The following is a 21,088-nucleotide window of genomic DNA, read 5'->3' on the forward strand; positions in this document are numbered from 1 at the left end:
ACAGCCCTCGGCTCCCGCGTTTTCCGTGCTCGTGCGGCGGCCCACCGGGCCCGCTACTCGCCGGTGGCCACCGGGCGCCGGGGGTCGGTGATCCAGTCGCTCCAGGATCCCGCGTACAGGCCGGCCGGGATGCCGGCCAGGGACAGCGCGAGCACCTCGTGCGCGGCGGTCGCGCCGGAGCCGCAGTACGCGGCGACCCGCGCCCCGGGCACCGCGCCCCGGGCCGCGAAGTACTCCTTGAGCTCGGCGGGTTCGCGAAAGCGGCCGTCGGCGTGCGTGTACTCGGTCGCGGGCGCGCTGACCGCGCCGGGGATGTGACCCGCCTTCGCGTCGATCGGCTCGCTCTCGCCGCGGAAGCGCTCACCGGCGCGGGCGTCGAGCAACACGCCGCCGGCGGCCACGAACGCCGCGGTCTCCTGCGCGTCCAGCCGCGACATCTCGCCCGGACGCGGGACGAACGTGCCGGGCTCGGCGGGCTCCGGCACCACGTCGGTGACCGGCAGGTGCTCCGCCGTCCAGGCCGCGAAGCCGCCGTCGAGCACCCGCACCCGATCGTGGCCGAAGTAGCGCAGCAGCCACCACGCCCGCGCCGCGGCGACGCTCTGGCCCGCGTCGTAGACGACCACGTCGGTCGCCGCGGCGATGCCCAGTCGGCGCATGGCCGCGCCGAACGCGCCCGGTTCCGGCATCGGATGGCGGCCCCCGGCACCGGTGGGCGTGTGCGGGCCGGACAACTCGGTGGCGAGGTCGACGAAGCGGGCCCCCGGCACGTGGGCGACCCGATAGGAGTCGATGCCGGGCGGACCGCCGAGCTGCCAGGTGACGTCGAGCACCAGCGGTGGCGACGAACCGTCGAGGGCGGCGGCCAGGTCGGCCGCCTCGATCAGGGAACTCATACCGGCATCCTGCCTCGTGCGACGCCCACCGACGAGCACATGTCCGACCCCGGTGGCAGCATCGATTCGGATCGTCCCCAATTGTCGGCGTCTGCCCCGGGAGGCAGTGATGAGCGAGTGGACCTCGCGGTATCCCACCGGCGTACCGTGCTGGGTGGATCTGGGCGTGCCCGATGTCGCGGCCGGATTGGCCTTTTATCGCGGTTTGTTCGGCTGGGCCGGGGAGATCGGGCCGGCCGACGTGGGTCACTACACGACCTGCACGCTCGGCGGGCGACCGGTCGCCGGCCTGCTGGGTCGCCCGCCCGAACAGGAGGGGCCCGTCGCCTGGACCACCTACCTCGCCGCGGACGACACGGACGCGGTGATCGAGCGGGTCCGCGTGGCCGGCGGCACCGTGCTGGTGCCGCCGATGGACGTGCGCACGTTCGGCCGGATGGCGGTGGCCGCCGACCGCACGGGTGGCGTGTTCGGCGTCTGGCAGGCGGGCGACCACAACGGCGCGGGGGTGATCAACGAGCCCGGCGCGGTGGTGTGGAACGAGCTGTACACACCGGACGGCCCGCAGGCCAAGGAGTTCTACGCGGCGGTGTTCGGCTTCACCTACGAGGACATGTCCGACGCCGACTTCGACTACGCGACGTTCCACGTCGACGGCGAGTTGCGCGGCGGCGTGGCGGGCGGACGCAACGGCCCGCCACCGCACTGGGCCACGTACTTCGCGGTGCGCGACGCGGACGAGACGGTGGACCGGGTGGACGAGCTGGGCGGCAAGGTGCTGCGCGGTCCGGAGGAGTCGCCGTACGGTCGGGTCGCCGCGGTGCAGGATCCGCAGGGCGCGGTGTTCAACGTGATCGCGGTGGCGTCGAATCCGAATGATCCGCAATAGCCCGCCTGGTCCGAATCCGCGACCGAAGCCCCGAACGGGCCCGCCACTCCGACCGGAAACCACTCCACCCTTGAGCCAAACAGGTGACGTAGAGTCGAGCTCGACGGGCTCCCGTCCGGAAACGGGGTCCGGGATCGGCGGGTACCCGTGCGCCTACGTACACACGGATCGCGTCGCCCGCGGCCTTCCCCGGTCGGGAGACGCATCTTCGTTCGACCATCGAGGGGGTCCATTTTCATGGGCAAGCTGTTCAAGATCGTCCTGCTGCTCGCCGCCGCCGCGGGCGTTGCGCTCGTGGTGTCCAAGAAGCGCAACCAGGCCTGAGCCGGCTCCGGTTCATGCCGAAGGGGACGGTTTCCGTGCGGAGACCGTCCCCTTCGGCATGAGCGGGCCCTGAAGCCGCGCCCTAGGCGCGAACCTCCAGAAGCGGGATCGACTGTTCGGCCGAGGTCATCGAGCCGTGTACGCCGGTGAGTCGCGACTCGCCCGGTTCGCGGCGGGAGGCCACCACCGCGATGTCGCCGAAGGCCGCCGCGACGATGTCGCCGATCCGCGCGCGCACCCGGTCCTCGACGACCGGCCCGAACCAGCCGGACTCGATCGCCTCGTCGCGGGTGAGCACCCACATCTGGTCGCCGAGCATGTCGTCCCAGATCGCGTGCACGTCCCTGGTGGCACCCGGCCGCGTATAGATGTGCCGGGCCCGGGACTCGCCGCCCAGGAGGGCGACGCCGGCGGACAGGCCGGGGTCGGTGTCCACGTCGACGCGCTGCTCGGGGGCCACGTCGACCATGCCGTGGTCGGCGGTCACGTACAGGACCGAGTCGGCGGGCAGCCCCTGGGCCATCGCCCGGACGACACCGTCGATCCGGCGCAGTTCGGCCCGCCACTCGGGCGAGTCGACGCCCATGCCGTGGCCGCACCGATCGAGCTCGCTGGCGTAGGTGTACACCAGCACCGGGCCGGGGTGGGCGAGTTGACGGTGCACCCCGCGGACTCTGGGGTCGCCGAATTCGGCGCCGACGTAACGGCCGCCGTCGAGCACCGCCTTGGTCAGCGGGGTGTGTTCGAAGATGACGTCGTTGACCTGCGCGACCCGGATGCCGGCGGCGGCGGCCCGCTCCAGCACGCTCGGGTACGGCTGCCAGTCCCGCGGCCGGATGTCGTCGACCCAACGCAGTTGGTTCATCAGCCGGTTCTCGCCGGGCACCGCCACGGAGTAGCCGACCAACCCGTGCACGCCGGGGGTCAGTCCGGTGCCGAAGGAGGCGAGGCTGGTCGCGGTGGTCGCCGGGAAGCCGGCCGTCAGCGGCCGGCCGCTGCCCGCGAACGAGGTGCCCAGGAGCGAGTGCAGATACGGCGCCTCGACCGGGTGCGCCCGCAGCAGGTCCCAGCCCAGGCCGTCGATCAGGAACACGCACGCCGCGCGGGCGGGCGCGAGGCCGAGGATGTTCGCCTCCCCCGGCATGCCGAGGGAGGCGGCTATCGAGGGCAACAGGTCGGACAACGCCCCGGTCCCGTAGCGAGGCAACGGGACCGGGGGTTGTTCGTCGAACCAGACGGAAGCGCTCACTGGTTGATGCCGGCCACTGCCTCGGACAGCGCGCGGGCGAACGTGAGGGTGCGCTCGACCGCTTCGGGACCGTCGGCGGCTTCGCTGACCCGCAGCGAGAGGTCGTCGGCGGTCAGCGAACCGGTGTAGCCGTGGTCGACCTCACAGTTCGGGTCGGCACAACCGGCCGGTTCGAGGTCGATCCGGCCGACCGCGCCCCACCCGATGGTGAGCACGGCTTCGCGCGGCGGGGCCCCGGGAACGTACTCGGCGGGGTTGCCCACGACACGACTGACCACGACCGACTCCAGTCGGTCGATCCGCACCGTCTCGGTGGACGTCGTCGCGTAAGGGGTGGGCGAGGTGTCGTCCGGCGCGTGTTCGTCGGTGTGGCTGACCAGAAAACGGCCTGGCGTGAGCACCAGAACGGTGATGTGGCGGCGGACCTCATTGGAATCGAACGTGGTCTCCTGGTGCACCAGGAAAGCGTCGACCGGCTCGGTGCCGATCGTGGACTCGACCGCGTCGGCAACGAGGCTCGGGTAGTAACCGCTGCGCTCGATGGCCGTGCGCAGCCCCTGGGTCGAGGTGGTGGTCTTAGCCATACCCCCCATCCTGGCACCTCCGAGGGCGCACGTGCGCCATCCGCCCCGGGTGAAGGTCGGGTTGCGCACACGCCGTTGCCCAATGGTGACGGTTTGTCGACGTAATGACAGGCCCGAACGGGTGAGGTGGATGCGCACTGTTGGTACCACTTCTACGGATCGCCACCGTGCGCCTTCCGTGCGCCCTCCCGGTGGGCGGCTCGGCGGGGTTGACTGATCTCTCGAGAGGCCCGACCGGGGCAACAGGGACGCGCCGTCGACACGGTGGCGCCGGTGGATCTCTCACGGCACTCGGGCCCCCGGGCGGGGGAACGAGTGACACCGCCTCACCGCCGGGGACACTCGGGGAAACGACCGGCACGGGGCGGCGCGGTCCGGAGAGCGTCGAACGGCATGAAATGCGCAGCCATGTGGAGGGTAGGCGCGGAGGGGCATGCCGCGGAGCGGATCCGGCCTGGAGCCGCCGTCGTACGTAGGTGCCACAGCTCGGGGTGGCATGTGAGTACGGCGGCGGTTCCGCATGTCCACGGGTGCGGCTCTCGCGTCGATCCGCGCGAGCGGGTCCGCCCCCGGAGCGATCGCCGCTACGGTCGGGACAGTGACCTGGGGCCCAGGTCGGTGCGGGCGGGCGGACGGGACAGGCGGATCTGCGCGCCCAGCACGTGTGCGCCCTCGGCCGCCACCACCACCGGGTTCAGCGCGACCGACGTCACCTGCGGCAGGTCGTCGGCCAGCCGGGACAGCCGCAGCAGGACGTCCTCCAGCGCCGACACGTCCACCGGCCGGGCGCCGCGGTAGCCGAACAACATCGGTGCCGCCCGGACTTCGCGGACCAGATCCGCCACGTCCTGGTCGGTGGCGGGCACCAGTCGGTGTGCCACGTCGCCCAGGAGTTCGGTGGCCGGCCCGGCCAGCCCGAAGGTGAGCACCGCGCCGAACGATTCGTCGTAGGTCAGCCCGAGGTCGGTCGCGATCCCGTGCGGCGCCATCGACTGCACCACCAGTCGGGCCTGGTCCGGGCCGCCCAGGCGGGCGGTCATCTCCCGGAACACCCGGCGCAGTCCGGCCTCCGCGCCGATGTCCAGGCGCACCCCGTCCACGTCCACCCGGTGCCGCAGATGTTCGGCGATCGTCTTGAGCGCGACCGGGTAGCCCAGTTCGGTCGCCGCGCGGATCGCCGCGTCCTCGCTGTCCACCCGCACCGCGGGCAGCAGCCGGATGCCGTAGCAGTCCAGCAGGTCGGCGGCGTCCGCCGGGGACAGGCCCACCGCGTCCGCCGCGCCGAGTCGGGCCCGGACCAGCGCGCGGGCCTGGTCGGTGCGTACGTCGGGGTGTTCGGGCACCGAGCCGGTGGGCCGGCGGCGCCACGCGGCGTAGCGCACCACCTCGGCGAGGGCGCGGACCGCGTTCTCCGGGGCCGGGTAGGAGGGCACCGAGCCGAGCGCGGGCACCCCGTCCGCGTCCAGGCGGCGCAGTTGGGTGGGCAGGCCCTCGTGGGCGAGGTAGGTGGTCAGCAGCGGTTTGCCGATCTCCGCCGCCTGTCCGGCCATTTCCGCGATCGTGCTCGCCACCTCGTCGCCGGAGGTGGTCAGCGGCGGGATGAACACCGTGATCACCGCGTCCGTCTCGGGGTCGGCCAGTGCTTCGGCGAGCGCGTCGCGGAAGTCGTCGGCGGTCGCGGAGGTGGTCAGGTCGACCGGGCGCCGCGGGTTCAGGCCCGCGCTGGCGCACGCGTCCTGGGTGAGCAGGCCCAGCGAGTCGGAGTTGCCGATGATCGCGATCCGGTCGCCGGCGGGTAGTGGTTGGTAGGCGAGCAGTTGGCCCACGTCGAAGAGTTCGGCGACGGTGGGCACGCGGATCACGCCCGCCTGCCGAAAGAGTGCGTCGACCGCCGAGTCGGGCAGGGTCAGGGTGCGGGTGACGTGCCCGAGTGGGACGCCCTGGGTGTGCCGTCCGGACTTGACCGCGACCACCGGCTTGGCCCGGGAGACGCGTCGGGCGAGCCGGGTGAACTTGCGCGGGTTGCCGATCGATTCCAGGTGCAGCAGGACGACGTCGGTGGCCGGGTCGTCCTCCCAGTACTGCAACAGGTCGTTGCCGGAGACGTCGGCGCGGTTGCCCGCCGACACGAACGTGGACAGGCCGATGCCCCGGCTCACGGTGGACTCCAGGATGGCGATGCCCAGCGCGCCCGACTGGGCGAACATGCCCACCCGGCCGCGGCGCGGCATCCGGGGCGACAGGCTCGCGTTGACCAGCAGGTCCGGGTCGGTGTTGAGCACGCCCAGGCAGTTCGGTCCGATCACCCGCATGCCGCGCCGGCGGGCGGCGCGGACCAGACGCCGCTGGCGGTCCCGGCCCTCGGGGCCGGTCTCGGCGAAGCCGGAGGAGACCACGACCAGGCCGTGTACGCCCTTGCGCCCGCACTGTTCGACCACCTGGCGCACCGCGTCCGCCGGGACCGCCACCAGGGCCAGGTCCACGTCCCCGGGGATGTCCAGGACCGAGGCGTAGGTCGGCACGCCGTCGATCGGCTCGCTGCCCGCCTTCGGGTTGACCGCGTACAGGTCGCCGGTGAACTCGCCGGCGCGCAGGTTGGCCAGCAGGGTGTTGCCGACCGTGCCCTCGTGTCGGCTGGCGCCGATCACCGCGACCGAGCGCGGGGTGAGCAGGCGGGCGATCGAACGCGCCTCGGCCCGGTGCTCGCGCCCGAGCATCACGCCCAGCGAGGTCTCGGTGGGCGCGAGTTCCAGGGTGAGCCGGACCACACCGTCCTCGAACGCGGACTGTTGGGTGTAGCCGGCCTCGGTGAACACCGTGACCATCCGGCGGTTGGAGGGCAGTACGTCGGCCACGAAACGGCGGATGCCGCGCTCGCGGGCGACCGCGGCGATGTGTTCGAGCAGGACCGACGCGACGCCGCGGCCCTGTTGGTCGTCCTGGACCAGGAAGGCCACCTCGGCGGTGGAGGAGCGGCCCTGCGGGCCGGTGCGCACCGCGCGCCCGTCCGGACCGATCCGGTCGTAGCGCACGATGGCGACCATCTCGTCGCCGACGAACAGTCCCAGACCCACCCGGTCCACCCAGTCGTGGGTGGTGAAGTGTCGGACGTCGCGGTCGGACAGTCGGGGGTAGGGCGTGAAGAAGCGCAGGTACTTCGACTCGGCCGAGACGCGCGCGTAGAAGTCCACGAGGCGGCCGGCGTCATCCGGGCCGACCGGGCGCACATGGGCGGTCGCGCCGTCGCGCAGGACGACGTCGGCCTCCCAGTGCTCGGGGGGCTTCGCCGGCGGATCTGCGGTGTCGGTGGGCTCCACGTTTGCGAGGCTAACCCCTGCGGCGCGCCGCCGGTGCCTTCCGGGCGCCCCGACTCGGTTGGTGTCCGCCGCACCTGATAGACCATCAGATACCGTGCCCGGTCTCGCCTCAGGAGGTAACCCATGTCCGCTCAGGGCCTGTCCGCCGCTTTTCCCGTCGCCGACATGGCCGCGGCGGTGCGGTTCATGACCGCGGTACTCGGTGCGGAACCGACGTTCGTCGACGGTGAGCGCTGGGCGCAGTTCGACGTGAACGGCGGCCGACTGGCGCTGGCCGGCACCGACCGCGAGGGCGACTCGGCGTCGGTCATGGTCAAGGTCGCCGACCTCGACGCGGCCCTGGTGCCGCTGCGCGAGGGCGGATTCACCGTGGGTGAGTCGGTCGAGGGGCCGCACGAGGTGCGGGTGCGGGTGACCGGTCCGGACGGCTGGGCCGCCGTGCTGTATCAGCCGCGGCGCTGATCGCCGGTCGGGACGGGACGGCGGGTTGCCATGATCATCGGAGTGTCCGAGCGCCGAGGCGAGGCCGAACCGCCGCGTCCCGGTGCGTATGCGGTGCCGCTGCCGCTCGCGCCCGGTAGCGTCCTACCGGTGAACGGCTTGCGAATCCTTCCGGAGGTCGCGGACGCACTCGCCGCGGGCCGACCGGTGGTCGCCCTGGAGAGCACGATCATCGCGCACGGGTTGCCCCGCCCGGACAACCTGCGGATCGCGCGCGAGATCGAGGGCCGGGTCCGGGCCGCGGGCGCGGTCCCGGCGACGATCGCGATCGTGCACGGCCGCCCTTCGATCGGCCTGGACGCCGAGACGCTCGAATTCGTCGCCACGTGCACGGATGTACTCAAGGCCGGCATGCGCGATCTGGCCCTGGTCGCCGCGCGCGGCGGGCACGCCGCGACCACCGTGGGGGCGACCGCGCATCTGGCCCACCAGGCGGGCATCCGGGTGTTCGCCACCGGCGGCCTGGGTGGGGTGCACCGCCAGGCGCGGGAGAGTTGGGACGAGTCCGCCGACCTGGTGGCGTTGACCCGGTGCGGGCTCGTCGTGGTGTGCTCGGGGGTCAAGTCGATCCTGGACGTGGGCGCGACGCTGGAACGGCTGGAGTCGCTCAACGTCCCGGTGACCGGTTTCGGCACCCACGCGTTCCCGGGGTTCTACCTGGTCGACTCCGGCCATCGGCTGGAGTGGCGGGTGGACACCGCGGACGAGGTGGCCGACGTGGTGCGGGCACACGAGGCGCTCGGACTGGGACGAAACGCCCTGGTGGTGGCGAACCCGGTGCCGCGGGCCGACCAGTTGGACCCGCAGCTGCACGACCGGGTGCTGAATCGGGCGTTGGCCGCGCTGACCGACAAGGGCATCCGCGGCAAGGAGGTCACCCCGTTCCTGCTGGACTACTTCCACCGCGAGACCGCCGGCGCCAGTCTGACCGCCAACATCGCCCTGATCCTCGACAACGCGGCTCTGGCCGCCCGCATCGCCCAGGCCCTGACCATCGCCTGACCCCCTTCCCGGGCCGTGACCGCCGGCGGCGCGGCGGCCCGGGCGGCGGATCCCACCCGCGGGTGCGTCGCGCACCGATTTCTCCGGCTTCCGGGCGCGATCGTTGACCCCCCGAACGGGTGGTGCGAGGGTGCGTTCCGGTACCGACGACGCGATGCTGCGGTACGGCGACCGCACGACAGACGGAGGAATTCGGCGATGACGACGGGTGCGACCGAGGCTTTTCGCGCAGCGCGCGACTTCCTGCTCGAACACCGCGAGGACCAGCCCACCGCGTGCCGGGACTTCCCGCGCCCCGATCCCACCGAGTTCAACTGGGCGCTCGACTGGTTCGACGTGATCGCCCGCGGCAACGACACCACCGCGTTGTGGATCGTGGCCGAGGACGGCACCGACACCAAGGTCTCCTTCGACGAACTGGCCCGACGCTCCGACCGGGTCGCCGGTTGGTTGCGCGCCCGGGGGGTCCGGCGCGGCGACCGGGTGCTGCTCGTGCTCGGCAATCGGGTCGAGTTGTGGGAGGCGATGCTGGCCGCGATGAAACTGGGCGCGGTGATCATCCCGGCCACCACGATGCTCGCACCGGCCGATCTGACCGACCGGGTCACCCGAGGCGATGTCGCGCACGTGATCGCCGAGTCGGCGGTGACCCCGGGCTTCGCCGAGGTGCCGGGTGCCTGGACCCGGATCGCGGTGGGCGAACCGACGCCGGGCTGGCTCTCGTTCGCCGCCGCGCACGACGGGTCCGACGGCCACGAAGCGGACGCGGTGTTCGTACCGGACGGCCCGACCACCGCGACCGACCCGCTGCTGTTGTACTTCACCTCCGGCACCACCGCGCAGCCCAAGCTGGTGGGCCACACCCAGACGAGTTATCCGATCGGGCATCTGTCCACGATGTACTGGCTGGGTCTGCGTCCGGGCGACACGCACCTGAACATCTCCTCGCCCGGCTGGGCCAAGCACGCCTGGAGCAACTTCTTCGCCCCGTGGAACGCCGGGGCCACGATCTTGATCGTGCGTCAGGAGCGGTTCGCCGCGCGTCCGTTGCTGGACACCATGGTGCGCTGTGGGGCGACCTCGTTCTGTGCGCCGCCGACCGTGTGGCGGATGCTGGTCCAGGAGGACCTGGGCGCGTGGCGCACCGCGCTGCGCGAGGTGATCGGCGCGGGCGAGCCGCTCAACCCGGAGGTCATCGAACAGGTGCGGACCGCCTGGGGGTTGACCATCCGGGACGGCTTCGGGCAGACCGAGACCACCGCGCAGATCGGCAACGCGCCCGGGCAGGAGGTCCGGCCGGGCTCGATGGGCCGACCGCTGCCCGGCTACACGGTGGCCCTGGTCGACCCGATCTCCGGCGAGGTGGTCACCGGGACCGATGCCGAGGGTGAGATCTGCCTCGAACTCGCCGCCCGCCCGCTGGGCCTGATGACCGGCTATCTCGACGACCCGGAGCGCACGGCCGAGTCGATGCGTCACGGCTTCTACCACACGGGCGATGTCGGCACTCGGGACGCGGACGGCTACATCACCTATGTGGGCCGCTCCGACGACGTGTTCAAGGCGTCCGACTACCGCATCTCGCCGTTCGAGCTGGAGAGCGTGCTGATCGAGCACGAAGCGGTGGCCGAGGCCGCGGTGGTGCCCTCGCCGGACCCGGTCCGGCTGGCCGTGCCGAAGGCGTACGTGGTGCTCGCGCCCGGGCACGAGCCGACCCGCGAGACCGCGCTGTCCGTCCTGCGGCACGCCCGTGCCGTGCTCTCGCCGTACAAGCGGGTCCGCCGGATCGAGTTCGCGGAGTTGCCCAAGACCATCTCGGGCAAGATCCGCCGAGTGGAACTACGGGGTCGAGAGCGCGAGTTGCACGACGGCGATCAGGCCGGACGGGGCGAGCTGGAGTGGTTCGAGGAGGACTTCCCGGAGCTCAAGGGCAACTGACCGCGAGCCGGGGCCGAGCGGGATCGACTCGGCCCCGGACGGCGGATCAGATCTTGTCGGCGATCAGCTTGGCGATCGCGATGTGCTGTGCACGCGGCAGGTCCTTCGCGGCGGGTGCCAGGCTCACGTGCATGTCGACGATCAGGTCGCCGTGCGCCTTGGCGAAGTAGACCTCGGGCACACTGGGCGCCGGGTAGCTGCCGGTGCCCGGCACGTACAGGGTGGGGATCGGGCCGAGGTCGGTGATCGGCTTGCCGTACTTGGCCACGGTGTTGTTGGCCACGACACTCTCCGGGGTGTCGGCGAGCTTGCTGCTGCGCATGAAGTACTGGATGGTCACCAGCCCCGCGTCACCGGGTCCGTAGTAGCGGCAGGTGCGCAGCGTGTCGTCGTTCTTGGTGCGGGTGACCTCGGTGCCCAGCACGCCCTTGAGTTCGGCGGGCGTGAGCAGATTGCAGAACGCCTTGGGGTCGAGGTCGACCGTGCCACCGGGCTTGCCCGTGGCCGGGGCCGTCGCGGGTGTGTTGCCCTTGCCCCCGCCGGGCGTCGTGGCCGGCGCGCCGGTCGCGCCGCCGCTCGCACCGCCGGTCGATCCGCCGCCCGCCTGAGGCGCGGTCGTGGCGGAGTCCTTCTTCTTGTCGTCGTCGCCCTTGGCCTTGTCGACCAGGCCGCATCCGCTGGAGAGCGCGATGACGGAAGCGGCGATCAACAGTCCCGAAAGGGCAGGCTTGCGCAGATACAACGTGATTCTCCATCCCCGTGGCGCGATCGGCCGCCGCCACCCCCCTGGATGCGTGACCGTTCGTCACGATGGCGCCGATCCCGCGGTGTTGCCGATGCGTGTGTGCGGCAGAGCGAGGCTAATGCACGAAATCGCCGGCCGCTGGAGTGGCGGGTGGCGATACCGTGGCGGTTGTGACCAGCACGCTGCGTGATTCCGAGGGCCTCATCCGCAAGGCGACCTTCGGCTGGGGTGGTGCCCGCGTCGCGCTGGGCGTGGTCGCGCTGCTCGATCCGCCGCGGGTGGCCCGGCCGTGGATCGGCGACGACGCGGACCGCACCGGGGCCCTCGTGTTCGCCCGCGCGCTCGGCGGACGCGACCTCGCGCTGGGCGCGGGCGCGATGTTCGCGGCGGTGCGCGGTGAGCCGATCCGGGCCTGGGCACTGGCCGCCTCGGCGGCCGACCTCGGCGACACGCTCATCACCTACGGGCACCGCCGGCGACTGCCCCGCGGCCGGCGGGCCTTCATCGCGGCCCTGGCCGGTGGCTCCGCGCTGGTCGGCGTGAGCCTGGCCCTCGCGGAGCGGCGGCAGGGCGGCCGCTAGGTTCGGCGCGTCTCGCGGCTCGGCGGGCACCGCGAACGCAACGGGTGGGCCGGGCGCGACCATCGCCGACCCGACCCACCCGCCACCGCACCGACACCCGCCGGGGCGGGCCGGCCTCGAACTAGCCCGCGACCTCGCTCGCCAGGCGTCGCTTGTTCCAGTAGGCGACGACCTCCAGCAGGAGCCCCGCGGCGACCGCGAGGCCGACCGCGGTCCACGGCATCCGGGTACCGACCAGCTTGAGCTCGAAGAAGTCCTGGAGCCACGGCACCGTGAGCACCGTGGCGAACCCGGCGCCCATCACCAGCACCAGCGCCACCCGCCACCAGGTGTACGGGCGGGCGATGATCGCCAGCACCCACAGGCCGACCAGGAACAGCGTGAGCGTCGCGATCGACGTCTCGGCCGTACGCGTGGCGTCCGTCGCGCCGTAGTGCGAACGGGCCAGCAGGTACGCGGTGAAGGTCGCCGTGCCGGCGATCACGCCGGAGGGACCCGAGTAGCGCAGCACCCGCTTGACGAAGCCGGGCCGGGCCCGTTCCTTGTTCGGTGCCAGCGCCAGGAAGAACGCCGGCGTGCCGATGGTGAACCAGGCCAGCAGTGTCAGGTGCCGGGGCAGGAACGGGTAGGGCACGTTGGCGATCACGACCAGGATGGCCAGGAGCACCGAGTAGGCGGTCTTGGTCAGGAACAGGTTGGAGACCCGCTCGATGTTGCCGATCACCCGGCGACCCTCGCCGACCACCGAGGGCAGCGTGGCGAAGCTGTTGTCCAGGAGCACGATCTGCGCGACGCCCTTGGTGGCCTCGCTGCCCGAACCCATCGACACGCCGATGTCGGCGTCCTTGAGCGCGAGCACGTCGTTGACGCCGTCGCCGGTCATCGCGACGTTGTGGCCGCGCGACTGGAGGGCGGCGACCATGTCCCGCTTCTGCTGCGGGGTGACCCGGCCGAAGACGGTGTTGGCCTCCAACACGTCCGCGAGCTCGTCCTGGTCGGTGGGCAGCGTACGGGCGTCCACCGGGTGGTCGGCGCCCTTGATGCCGAGCTTGGCGGCCACCGCGCCGACCGAGATCGCGTTGTCGCCGGAGATCACCTTGGCCGCCACGCCCTGGTCGGCGAAGTACTCCAGCGTCGCTCCCGCGTCGTGCCGAAGTCGCTGCTCCAGCACCACCAGCGCGGCGGGCGTGACGTCGGCGCCGTCCGGGCCGCCGACGAGCGCGTCGACGGTGTCGGCGAGCGAGGCGTCGGTGCGCACCAGCAACAACACCCGCAGGCCCTGGGCGCCCAGCCGTTCGGCGTCGGCGAGCAGGTCGCCGTGCGCGTGCGTGGTCACCAGCACCTCGGGGGCGCCGATCAGCCAGGTGGCCCGGGCGCCGGACGCCTCGAAGGTCGCGCCGCTGTACTTGCGGGCGGAGGAGAACGGCACGCTCTCCACCGACGTCCAGCCGGCCTGCGCCGGGCACTCGTCGATGATCGCGGCCAGACTCGCGTTCGGCCGGGGTTCGGTGGTGCCGAGCGCGCCGAGCGCGGCGCGCACCGGCAGGCCCTCGGCCAGTTCGCGGACCTCGGCGACGTTCATGCCGCCCTCGGTGAGCGTGCCGGTCTTGTCCAGGCAGACCACGTCGACCCGGGCCAGGCCCTCGATCGCGGGCAGTTCCTGGACCAGGCACTGCTTGCGACCCAGCCGCACCACGCCGACCGCGAAGGCCAGCGAGGTGAGCAGCACCAGGCCCTCGGGGACCATCGGCACGATGCCCGCGATCATCCGGGTGACCGCCTCGCGCCAGGTGGTGTCCTCCAGCCGGTACTGGCTGACGATCAGCGCGACCGAGGCCGGGAAGAGGATCCAGGTGACGTACTTGAGGATCGTGCTGATGCCGTTGCGCAGTTCGGAGGCGACCAGGGTGAACTTGCTGGCCTCCTCCATGAGCTGCGCGGCATACGCCTCGCGCCCGACCCGGGTCGCGGTGAACGCGCCGTTGCCGGCCACCACGAAGCTGCCGGACATCACCGGATCGCCCGGACGCTTGATCACCGGGTCGGCCTCGCCGGTGAGCAGCGACTCGTCGATCTCCAGGTTGTCCGCCTCGACGACCACGCCGTCCACGGCGGCCTTGTCGCCCGCGCCCAGTTCGATCACGTCGTCCAGCACCAGGTCCGAGGGGGACAGCGCCACGGCCTGCCCGTCCCGGCGCACCACCGGCTTGGACTCGCCGATCACCGCGAGCCGGTCCAGGGTGCGCTTGGCGCGCATCTCCTGGATGATGCCGATCCCGGTGTTGGCGATGATCACGAAGCCGAACAGGCCGTCCTTGACCGACCCGACGGACAGGATGATCAGCCACAACACGCCGATGACGGCGTTGAACCGGGTGAAGACGTTCGCCTTGACGATCTCGGCCGTCGAGCGGCTGGAACGCACGGGAACGTCGTTGACGTCTCCTCGTGCGACCCGCTCCGCGACATCCGCGGCGGTCAGTCCGACGCCCAGGGGCACGTCGGGTTCGCTTTTGTCGGGTCTGTCGACCGGCGGGATGGCTGTCGTCTCTCCGGGCCCGGCGCCCGGCAACGGCTGAGTCATGGGTCTACCGTAAGTGTCCGGGGAAACCGCGGTTGGCGGTGGGCCGGCCGTTGCCGTCCGCCCACCGCCGGTTCGCGACTATTCGACGACCGTGACCGGTCCGAGTTCGAGCGCTTCGAGCGGTTCGCGAATCTTGTCCGCGTCGCCCACCAGGACCACCACGAGGTGCTCGGGATCGAATCCGGCGGACACCGCCTCGGCGGCGTCCTTGGTGGCGACCTCGGCCAGCCGCAGGTAGAGCTGCGGCAGGTAGTCGTCCGGCTGCCGCTCGGCGGCCATGTCGGCCAGCGAGTCGCACACCGCGCGCGGTGTCACGTACTTGAGCGGTGCCACCCCCACGATGCTCTGCACCGCCGCGTCCCGCTCGCCGTCCACCAGGCCCTCGGCGGCCAGCGTGCGCAGCACGGTGACCATGTCCGCGACGGCCGGCCCCGTGACGTCGGTCTCCACCGAACCCTGGATCGCCAGCAGCGAGCCCACCTGCAGCGACTGGTTCGCCGCGCGCACGCCGTAGGTGTAGCCCTTCTCCTCCCGCAACACCCGGTCCAGCCGCGAGGTGAGCGTGCCGCCCAGGCAGTACGTGCCGATGGTCAGGGCCGGCCACGAGGCGTGCTCGCGGCCCGGCCCGATCCGCCCGACCAGCAACTGGGTCTGCACGCTGTCCGGTCGGTGCACGATCAGCACCCGGGCGTGGTCGTCGGCGAGCACGGGCACGGGCCGCGAGGGCTCGGCGGCCTGTGCGCTCCAGGTGCCGATCGTGCGCTCCAGCACGTCGGTGACGTCCACGCCGGCGAAGTCGCCGACCACGACCAGGGTGGCCGTCTGCGGGCGCACGTGCGCGGTGAAGAAGTCCCACACGGCCGCGCGGTCCACCCGCGCGACGCTCGTCGCGGAACCGGCCCGCGGCCGGGACAACCGCATCGAGGCGTCGAACAGCGTGCTGCTGAGCGCGAGCGCGGCGCGGCGCGGCGGGCTGGCCAACTCGTGCACAATCTCGTCCAGCCGCTGGCGCACCAGCCGGTCCACCTCCTCCGCCGGGAAGGCCGGTGCCCGCACCGCGTCCGCGAGCAACCCGAGGGCGCGTTCCAGGCGCGAGGCCGGCACATCGAGCGCGACCCGCACGCCCGGGTGATCGGCGTCGCTGTCGATCGTCGCGCCGCAGCGCTCCAACTCGGCCGCGAACTCCTCCGCGCCCATCCTGTCGGTGCCCTCGGTGAACGCGCGCGCCATGATCGTCGCCACGCCCTCGCATTCGGCCGGCTCGGCGGCCAGCGGCGAGTCGAGCACCAACTCGACGGCCACCACCTTCTGGCCGGGCCGGTCCACGCGCAACACCGTGAGGCCGTTGCCGAGCACCGACCGCCGGGGCTCGGGGAAGGTCCACTCACGGGCCGGGCCCGCGCCGGGGCGCGGGTGGAACACCATCTCGCCGGTCTGGGTCACGCGACCTGCTCCTCGTTCTCGTCCGCGTCGTCCGTCGGTTCGTACACCAGCACCGCGCGATTCTCCGGTACCAGGCGTTCGGCGGCGACCGCCCGCACCTCCTCGGCGGTGATGTCCAGCAGCCGCTCCAGCGCGGTGAACGCCAGGTTCGCGTCCCCGAACAGCGTCGCGTAGCGGCACAGTTCGTCGGCCCGGCTGCCCACCGTCGCCATCGTGTCCAGGTAGGCGCGCTCCAACTGGGCCTGCGCACGCTCGAGTTCGGCCGGCGTCGGCCCCTCGGCGGCGAACCGGGCGAACTCCTCGGCCAACGCCGTGTCGATCGCCGCCACCGCGCCCGAACCGGACGCCTTCACGTCCAGCATGCCCACCGACGCGGTGCCGGCCTGGCGCATCAGGCCCACCCCCGCGTAGAGCGCGAGTTCGTCGTGCCGCACCAGGCGGGTGTTCAGCCGCGAGCTCTCCCCCTCGCCCAGGATGGTCAGCGCGATCTCCGCGGCGTCCGCCGCCCGCGTGCCGTCGGCCGGCATCCGGTAGGCGGCCATCAGCGCCGGCGAGGGCACCTTCTCGCGCACGCTCTCGCGCAGCTCGGCACCCAGGACCGGCGGCAGCGCGCCGTCCGCGGGCACCGGCTTGCCGTCGTGCGCGGGGATCGTGCCGAAGTACTTCTCCACCCAGGCCAGGGTCTGCTCGGGATCCACGTCGCCGACGATGGCCAGCACCGCGTTGTTGGGCGCGTAGTACGTGCGGAAGAACGCCTGACAGTCGGCGAGCGAGGTGGCGTCCAGGTCGGCCATCGAGCCGATCGGCATGTGGTGGTACGGATGGCCCTCGGGGTAGGCCATCGCCACCAGGCGCTCCCACGCGGTGCCGTAGGGCACGTTGTCGTAACGCTGGCGGCGCTCGTTCTTGACCACGTCGCGCTGGTTCTCCAGGCTCTCCTCGGTCAGCGCCTGGAGCAGCCCGCCCATCCGGTCCGCCTCCAGCCACAGCGCGAGTTCGAGCTGGTGCGCGGGCATCGTCTCGAAGTAGTTGGTGCGCTCGAAACTGGTGGTGCCGTTGAGCGAACCACCCGCCGACTGCACGAACTCGAAGTGCTCGTTGCCGTGCACGTTGGCCGAACCCTGGAACATCAGGTGCTCGAAGAGGTGCGCGAGCCCGGTCCGCCCGGGCCGTTCGTGCCGTGAGCCCACGTCGTACCAGAGGCAGACGGCGGCCACGGGGTCGACGTGGTCCTCCGAGAGCACCACGCGGAGCCCGTTGCCGAGGGTGTGCGTGGTCGCGGTGAACCCCAACGATGCAGTCGCCGGTCCTGCCATAAGCCCATCCGTCCTCTCCTGGAGGGTGACCGCCGCGACGGCGGCCACCCTCACCCTAACGACGCGCGGTGCCCGATCGACTCCCGCGCGCGGGGGTGTTCGCGGTGGGCGAAGCGCGCCCGCGGCGCGCCCTACTGCTGGTAACCCTCGACCTCGCGCGCCGGCCGCGCGGCCGCGCTCGCCGGGTCCGCACCCGCGTCGCGCAACGCCTGACGCTGCCTCAACAGGTCCCAACACCGGTCGAGTTCGGCCTCCACGTCGGCCAACCGACGATGCTCCTCGCCGCCCGAGATGCCACCTTGCGCAAGTTGCTCCCGCAGGGCACGCTCCTGCTCGACCATGTCGGTGATGCGTTCGCGAATCTGCTTGTCGTCCATCGCGAAAACCCTTCCTTTTCCCTGCTCGGACGGCGGCCGGGGACTGCGGCACAACCGTGGGCCAAAGGGCTGTCCTTCCCTCCTCGCACGGCCCTCAAGCACGCTGTCACCCGGGTCGATGCACTCACATGTCGCACCGGCGGGTCACAATGGGCACGCCGTGCGGGCCGTCCCCGGCCGCGCCGCCCTCGGGCGGACACGGGAGACACGGCCCGGCGCCGGCCCGAAGAAGCAAAGGAGCAACGCCGCGCATGGCCCGCCGTAGTACGAAAACTTCCGGTCCGCAGCCACCGGACGACTTCGAGGAACGCATCCTCGACATCGATGTCGTCGACGAGATGCAGGGCTCCTTCCTGGAGTACGCCTACTCGGTGATCTACTCACGGGCACTGCCGGACGCCCGCGACGGACTCAAGCCCGTGCATCGCCGCATCCTGTACCAAGCCGCCGAGATGGGCCTGCGCCCGGACCGGGGATACGTCAAGTGCGCCCGCGTCGTGGGCGAGGTGATGGGCAAGCTGCACCCGCACGGTGACGGCCCCATCTACGACACCCTGGTGCGGATGGCGCAGCCGTTCTCGATGCGCCTGCCGCTGATCGACGGCCACGGGAACTTCGGCTCCCTCGGCGGCGACGACCCGCCCGCCGCGATGCGATACACCGAATCCCGGTTGTCCTCGGCCGCGATGCTCATGGTCGACTCGATCGACGAGGACGTCGTCGATTTCGGCCCCAACTACGACGGCCAGGAACAGGAACCGGGCGTCCTGCCCGCCGCGTTCCCGAACCTGCTCGTCAACGGGGCGTCCGGGATCGCGGTCGGCATGGCGACCAACATGCCGCCGCACAACCTGGTCGAGGTGGTCGCCGCCGCGCGCCACCTGATCCGACACCCCGGCGCCACGCTCGAAGACCTGATGCGCCACGTGCCCGGCCCCGACCTGCCCACCGGCGGTCGGGTCGTCGGCCTGGGCGGCGTCCGGGACGCGTACGAGAAGGGCCGCGGCACCTTCAAGATCCGCGCGACCGCGTCGGTCGAGTCGGTCACCGCGCGCCGCAAGGGCATCGTGGTCACCGAACTGCCCTACAACGTCGGCCCCGAGCGGGTGATCGCCAAGATCAAGGAGCTGGTGCAGTCCAAGAAGGTCCAGGGCATCGCGGACCTCAAGGACCTCACCGACCGCTCGCACGGCCTGCGCCTGGTCATCGAGATCAAGAACGGCTTCAACCCCGAGGCGATCCTCCAGCAGCTCTACAAGCTGACGCCGATGGAGGAGACCTTCGGCATCAACAACGTCGCGCTCGTCGACGGCCAGCCGCTCACGCTGGGCCTGAAGGAACTGCTCCAAGTCTACGTGGACCACCGCTTCGAGGTGGTCCGCCGGCGCAGCGAGTTCCGTCGCCGCAAGCGCCAGGAGCGGCTGCACCTGGTGGACGGCCTGCTCGTCGCGCTGATCGACATCGACCGCGTGATCGAGCTGATCCGCTCCAGCGACAACTCGGCGCAGGCCAAGGAACGTCTGATGGAGACGTTCTCGCTGTCCGACATCCAGGCGTCCTACATCCTGGACACCCCGCTGCGCCGGCTCACCCGGTTCGACCGGATCGAACTGGAGGCCGAGCAGGAGCGGCTGCGCGCCGAGATCGCCGAGCTGACCACGATCCTGGAGGACGACAAGCTGCTCCGGAAGGTGGTCTCCGAGGAACTGGCCGCGGTGTCCAAGAAGTACGGCACGCCGCGCCGCACCGTCCTGCTGGAGTCGGCCGACGTGCCCGCCGCGGCGGTCCCGCTCCAGGTCACCGACGCCCCGTGCACGGTGCTGCTGTCCTCGACCGGCCTGCTCGCCCGCACCTCGACCGGCGGTCCGCTGCCGCCCGAGGGGGGCCGAGCCAACCATGACCTGGTGGTGTCCTCGGTCGCCGCCACCGTGCGCGGCGAGGTCGGCGCGGTCACCAGCACCGGTCGGCTGCTCCGGATCAACGTGGTCGACCTGCCCTCGTTGCCGGAGACCGCGACCGCGCCGAACCTGGCCGGCGGCGCACCGCTTTCCGAGTTCGTCTCGTTGGAGGCGCAGGAACGACTGGTGTGCCTGACCACCCTGGCCGCCGACTCCCCCGGGCTCGCGCTCGGCACGGCGCAGGGGGTGGTCAAGCGGGTCGTGCCGGACTATCCGGCGAACAAGGACGACCTGGAGGTGATCACGCTGCGCGAGGGCGACGTGATCGTCGGCGCGGTCGAGTTGCGCACCGGCGAGGAAGACCTGGTCTTCATCACCGACGACGCCCAGTTGTTGCGTTTCCAGGCGTCGATGGTGCGGCCGCAGGGCCGCCCGGCCGGTGGCATGGCCGGCATCAAGCTCGGCGCCGAGCAGTCCGTGCTCTCGTTCACCGCGGTGGATCCGGGCGCGGACGCGACGGTGGTCACCGTCGCCGCCTACAGCGGCGACGCGCTGTTCGGCTCGGAGCACGGCACCTGCAAGGTCACCCCGTTCTCCGAATACCCGCGCAAGGGTCGGGCCACCGGGGGCGTGCGCTGCCAGCGCTTCCTCAAGGGCGAGACCACCCTGCGCCTGGCCTGGGCGGGTCCGGCGCCGGCCCGAGCCTCGGACGCCAAGGGCCGGCCGGTCGAACTGCCCGCCCCGGACCCGCGCCGGGACGGCTCCGGCACGCCGCTGGCCAAGCACGTCGACACGGTCGGCGGCCCGCCGGGCACCGTCTGAGTCGACCCATCGACGAGGCCCCCGCAGCGTCCCTCGCTGCGGGGGCCTCCCTCGTTCGTTCGCTCGCCGGGCACACCCGCCCGGGCCTCAGCGCGCCGCGAACTCCTCCAGCAGCTCGATCGAGCGCGCGTACTTGCTGCGCAGCCGCACCTGCGTCGCCGCGTCGAGCTGGCCCAGCCGGGCCTCGGAGCGGTTGTCCGCGATGTCCGCCCGCTTGACCACGAGCGCGATCGGGTCCGCCGCCGCGCGCGCGATGCTGACCTCCAGCGGTTCGCCGGGCAGCTTGGACAGCGCGATCACCGCCGCCACCACCCGCTCCGGCACGCCGGCGGCACGCAGGTCGTCCGCACCCACCGGTGTGTCTTCGATCACGTCGTGCAGGACCGCCGCCATCTGCGTATACGCGCCCTCGACCTGCCGCATCACCCGCAGCGGGTGCGTGATGTACGGATGACCACCCTTGTCCAATTGACCGTCGTGCGCGGCCCTGGCGAGCGCCACCGCGTCGTCCAACGTGAAGCCGGCTATCGCCGCACTCCCGTCGGTCCGTCCCTGGGGCATGGCCGCCTCCCATCGTTACCGTGTGCAACAACCGTACCGGGATCACCGGATCGGGGCGCTC

The 21,088-nt window shown here is 72.0% G+C and carries 16 protein-coding genes; 6 read left to right on the forward strand and 10 right to left on the reverse strand.

What is annotated here, in order from left to right; genetic code table 11:
• Positions 1–53 precede the first annotated feature (53 nt).
• The gene (locus ACFXMF_RS08630) at positions 54–896 is read right to left on the reverse strand and encodes a sulfurtransferase (RefSeq protein ID WP_379990480.1); all 843 of its coding nucleotides are present in this window, start codon (positions 894–896) and stop codon (positions 54–56) included.
• 109 nt (positions 897–1,005) lie between these two features.
• Between ACFXMF_RS08630 and ACFXMF_RS08635 the strand changes: the two genes are divergently transcribed.
• Positions 1,006–1,785, forward strand: a complete 780-nt coding sequence (locus ACFXMF_RS08635; RefSeq protein ID WP_360312897.1) for a VOC family protein — start codon at positions 1,006–1,008, stop codon at positions 1,783–1,785.
• A gap of 406 nt (positions 1,786–2,191) precedes the next feature.
• Here the strand turns inward: ACFXMF_RS08635 and ACFXMF_RS08640 are convergent, their stop codons facing one another.
• The 3 genes from ACFXMF_RS08640 to ACFXMF_RS08650 form a co-directional block, all read right to left on the reverse strand.
• Positions 2,192–3,358 carry a nucleotide pyrophosphatase/phosphodiesterase family protein gene (locus ACFXMF_RS08640; protein WP_360312895.1) on the reverse strand — a complete coding sequence of 389 codons (1,167 nt, stop codon included), beginning with the start codon at positions 3,356–3,358 and terminating at the stop codon, positions 2,192–2,194.
• Positions 3,355–3,942, reverse strand: a complete 588-nt coding sequence (locus ACFXMF_RS08645) for a DUF5998 family protein (RefSeq protein ID WP_161365428.1) — start codon at positions 3,940–3,942, stop codon at positions 3,355–3,357. The genes ACFXMF_RS08640 and ACFXMF_RS08645 overlap by 4 nt, the downstream gene beginning before the upstream one ends.
• A 584-nt stretch (positions 3,943–4,526) precedes the next feature.
• Positions 4,527–7,259, reverse strand: coding sequence for a GNAT family N-acetyltransferase (locus tag ACFXMF_RS08650; RefSeq protein WP_379990481.1), 2,733 nt, complete (start codon positions 7,257–7,259; stop codon positions 4,527–4,529).
• A gap of 123 nt (positions 7,260–7,382) precedes the next feature.
• Between ACFXMF_RS08650 and ACFXMF_RS08655 the strand changes: the two genes are divergently transcribed.
• From ACFXMF_RS08655 to ACFXMF_RS08665, 3 genes are all read left to right on the forward strand, one after another.
• Positions 7,383–7,721, forward strand: a complete 339-nt coding sequence (locus ACFXMF_RS08655) for a VOC family protein (protein WP_360312891.1) — start codon at positions 7,383–7,385, stop codon at positions 7,719–7,721.
• Positions 7,722–7,751: 30 nt separating this feature from the next.
• Positions 7,752–8,762 carry a pseudouridine-5'-phosphate glycosidase gene (locus ACFXMF_RS08660; protein ID WP_360312889.1) on the forward strand — a complete coding sequence of 337 codons (1,011 nt, stop codon included), beginning with the start codon at positions 7,752–7,754 and terminating at the stop codon, positions 8,760–8,762.
• 198 nt (positions 8,763–8,960) lie between these two features.
• Positions 8,961–10,700: an AMP-binding protein gene (locus tag ACFXMF_RS08665; RefSeq protein WP_360312887.1), complete on the forward strand. Its 1,740-nt coding sequence runs from the start codon at positions 8,961–8,963 to the stop codon at positions 10,698–10,700.
• 46 nt (positions 10,701–10,746) lie between these two features.
• Here the strand turns inward: ACFXMF_RS08665 and ACFXMF_RS08670 are convergent, their stop codons facing one another.
• A complete protein-coding gene (locus tag ACFXMF_RS08670; RefSeq protein WP_360312885.1) occupies positions 10,747–11,442 on the reverse strand; it encodes a hypothetical protein in 696 nt (231 codons plus the stop codon).
• A gap of 173 nt (positions 11,443–11,615) precedes the next feature.
• Here ACFXMF_RS08670 and ACFXMF_RS08675 point away from each other — a divergent pair, with 173 nt between their 5' ends.
• Positions 11,616–12,026 (forward strand): hypothetical protein, encoded by a 411-nt coding sequence (locus ACFXMF_RS08675; protein ID WP_360312883.1) that lies wholly within the window; start codon positions 11,616–11,618, stop codon positions 12,024–12,026.
• Between the two features lie 121 nt (positions 12,027–12,147).
• On the opposite strand, the gene ACFXMF_RS08680 is transcribed toward ACFXMF_RS08675, so the two are convergent.
• The 4 genes from ACFXMF_RS08680 to ACFXMF_RS08695 all read right to left on the reverse strand — a co-directional run bounded on the left by ACFXMF_RS08680 (position 12,148) and on the right by ACFXMF_RS08695 (position 17,746).
• Positions 12,148–14,610 carry an HAD-IC family P-type ATPase gene (locus ACFXMF_RS08680; protein ID WP_360312881.1) on the reverse strand — a complete coding sequence of 821 codons (2,463 nt, stop codon included), beginning with the start codon at positions 14,608–14,610 and terminating at the stop codon, positions 12,148–12,150.
• Between the two features lie 78 nt (positions 14,611–14,688).
• Complete coding sequence (locus ACFXMF_RS08685) at positions 14,689–16,053, reverse strand: pitrilysin family protein (protein ID WP_360312879.1); 1,365 nt, start codon at positions 16,051–16,053, stop codon at positions 14,689–14,691.
• Positions 16,050–17,369, reverse strand: a complete 1,320-nt coding sequence (locus tag ACFXMF_RS08690) for a pitrilysin family protein (protein ID WP_360312877.1) — start codon at positions 17,367–17,369, stop codon at positions 16,050–16,052. The genes ACFXMF_RS08685 and ACFXMF_RS08690 overlap by 4 nt, the downstream gene beginning before the upstream one ends.
• A gap of 131 nt (positions 17,370–17,500) precedes the next feature.
• On the reverse strand, positions 17,501–17,746 hold the full coding sequence (locus ACFXMF_RS08695; protein ID WP_360312875.1) for a DUF2630 family protein: 246 nt from the start codon (positions 17,744–17,746) through the stop codon (positions 17,501–17,503).
• 251 nt (positions 17,747–17,997) lie between these two features.
• On the opposite strand from ACFXMF_RS08695, the gene ACFXMF_RS08700 reads away from it, so the two are divergent.
• Positions 17,998–20,466, forward strand: coding sequence for a DNA topoisomerase (ATP-hydrolyzing) (locus ACFXMF_RS08700; RefSeq protein WP_360312873.1), 2,469 nt, complete (start codon positions 17,998–18,000; stop codon positions 20,464–20,466).
• A gap of 87 nt (positions 20,467–20,553) precedes the next feature.
• Here the strand turns inward: ACFXMF_RS08700 and ACFXMF_RS08705 are convergent, their stop codons facing one another.
• Positions 20,554–21,027 carry an HD domain-containing protein gene (locus ACFXMF_RS08705; RefSeq protein WP_360312871.1) on the reverse strand — a complete coding sequence of 158 codons (474 nt, stop codon included), beginning with the start codon at positions 21,025–21,027 and terminating at the stop codon, positions 20,554–20,556.
• Positions 21,028–21,088 lie beyond the last annotated feature (61 nt).

Origin of the sequence: Embleya sp. NPDC059213 (genome assembly GCF_042754445.1) — a bacterium.
Lineage (GTDB): Bacteria > Actinomycetota > Actinomycetes > Streptomycetales > Streptomycetaceae > Embleya.

Bases quoted from the DNA above. Each gene is read 5' to 3' on its own strand.
- ACFXMF_RS08630 (WP_379990480.1), bottom strand. From the start codon at position 896: ATGAGTTCCCTGATCGAGGCGGCCGACCTGGCCGCCGCCCTCGACGGT.
- ACFXMF_RS08635 (WP_360312897.1), top strand. From the start codon at position 1,006: ATGAGCGAGTGGACCTCGCGGTATCCCACCGGCGTACCGTGCTGGGTG.
- ACFXMF_RS08645 (WP_161365428.1), bottom strand. From the start codon at position 3,942: ATGGCTAAGACCACCACCTCGACCCAGGGGCTGCGCACGGCCATCGAG.
- ACFXMF_RS08655 (WP_360312891.1), top strand. From the start codon at position 7,383: ATGTCCGCTCAGGGCCTGTCCGCCGCTTTTCCCGTCGCCGACATGGCC.
- ACFXMF_RS08660 (WP_360312889.1), top strand. From the start codon at position 7,752: ATGATCATCGGAGTGTCCGAGCGCCGAGGCGAGGCCGAACCGCCGCGT.
- ACFXMF_RS08665 (WP_360312887.1), top strand. From the start codon at position 8,961: ATGACGACGGGTGCGACCGAGGCTTTTCGCGCAGCGCGCGACTTCCTG.
- ACFXMF_RS08680 (WP_360312881.1), bottom strand. From the start codon at position 14,610: ATGACTCAGCCGTTGCCGGGCGCCGGGCCCGGAGAGACGACAGCCATC.
- ACFXMF_RS08690 (WP_360312877.1), bottom strand. From the start codon at position 17,369: ATGGCAGGACCGGCGACTGCATCGTTGGGGTTCACCGCGACCACGCAC.
- ACFXMF_RS08695 (WP_360312875.1), bottom strand. From the start codon at position 17,746: ATGGACGACAAGCAGATTCGCGAACGCATCACCGACATGGTCGAGCAG.
- ACFXMF_RS08700 (WP_360312873.1), top strand. From the start codon at position 17,998: ATGGCCCGCCGTAGTACGAAAACTTCCGGTCCGCAGCCACCGGACGAC.
- ACFXMF_RS08705 (WP_360312871.1), bottom strand. From the start codon at position 21,027: ATGCCCCAGGGACGGACCGACGGGAGTGCGGCGATAGCCGGCTTCACG.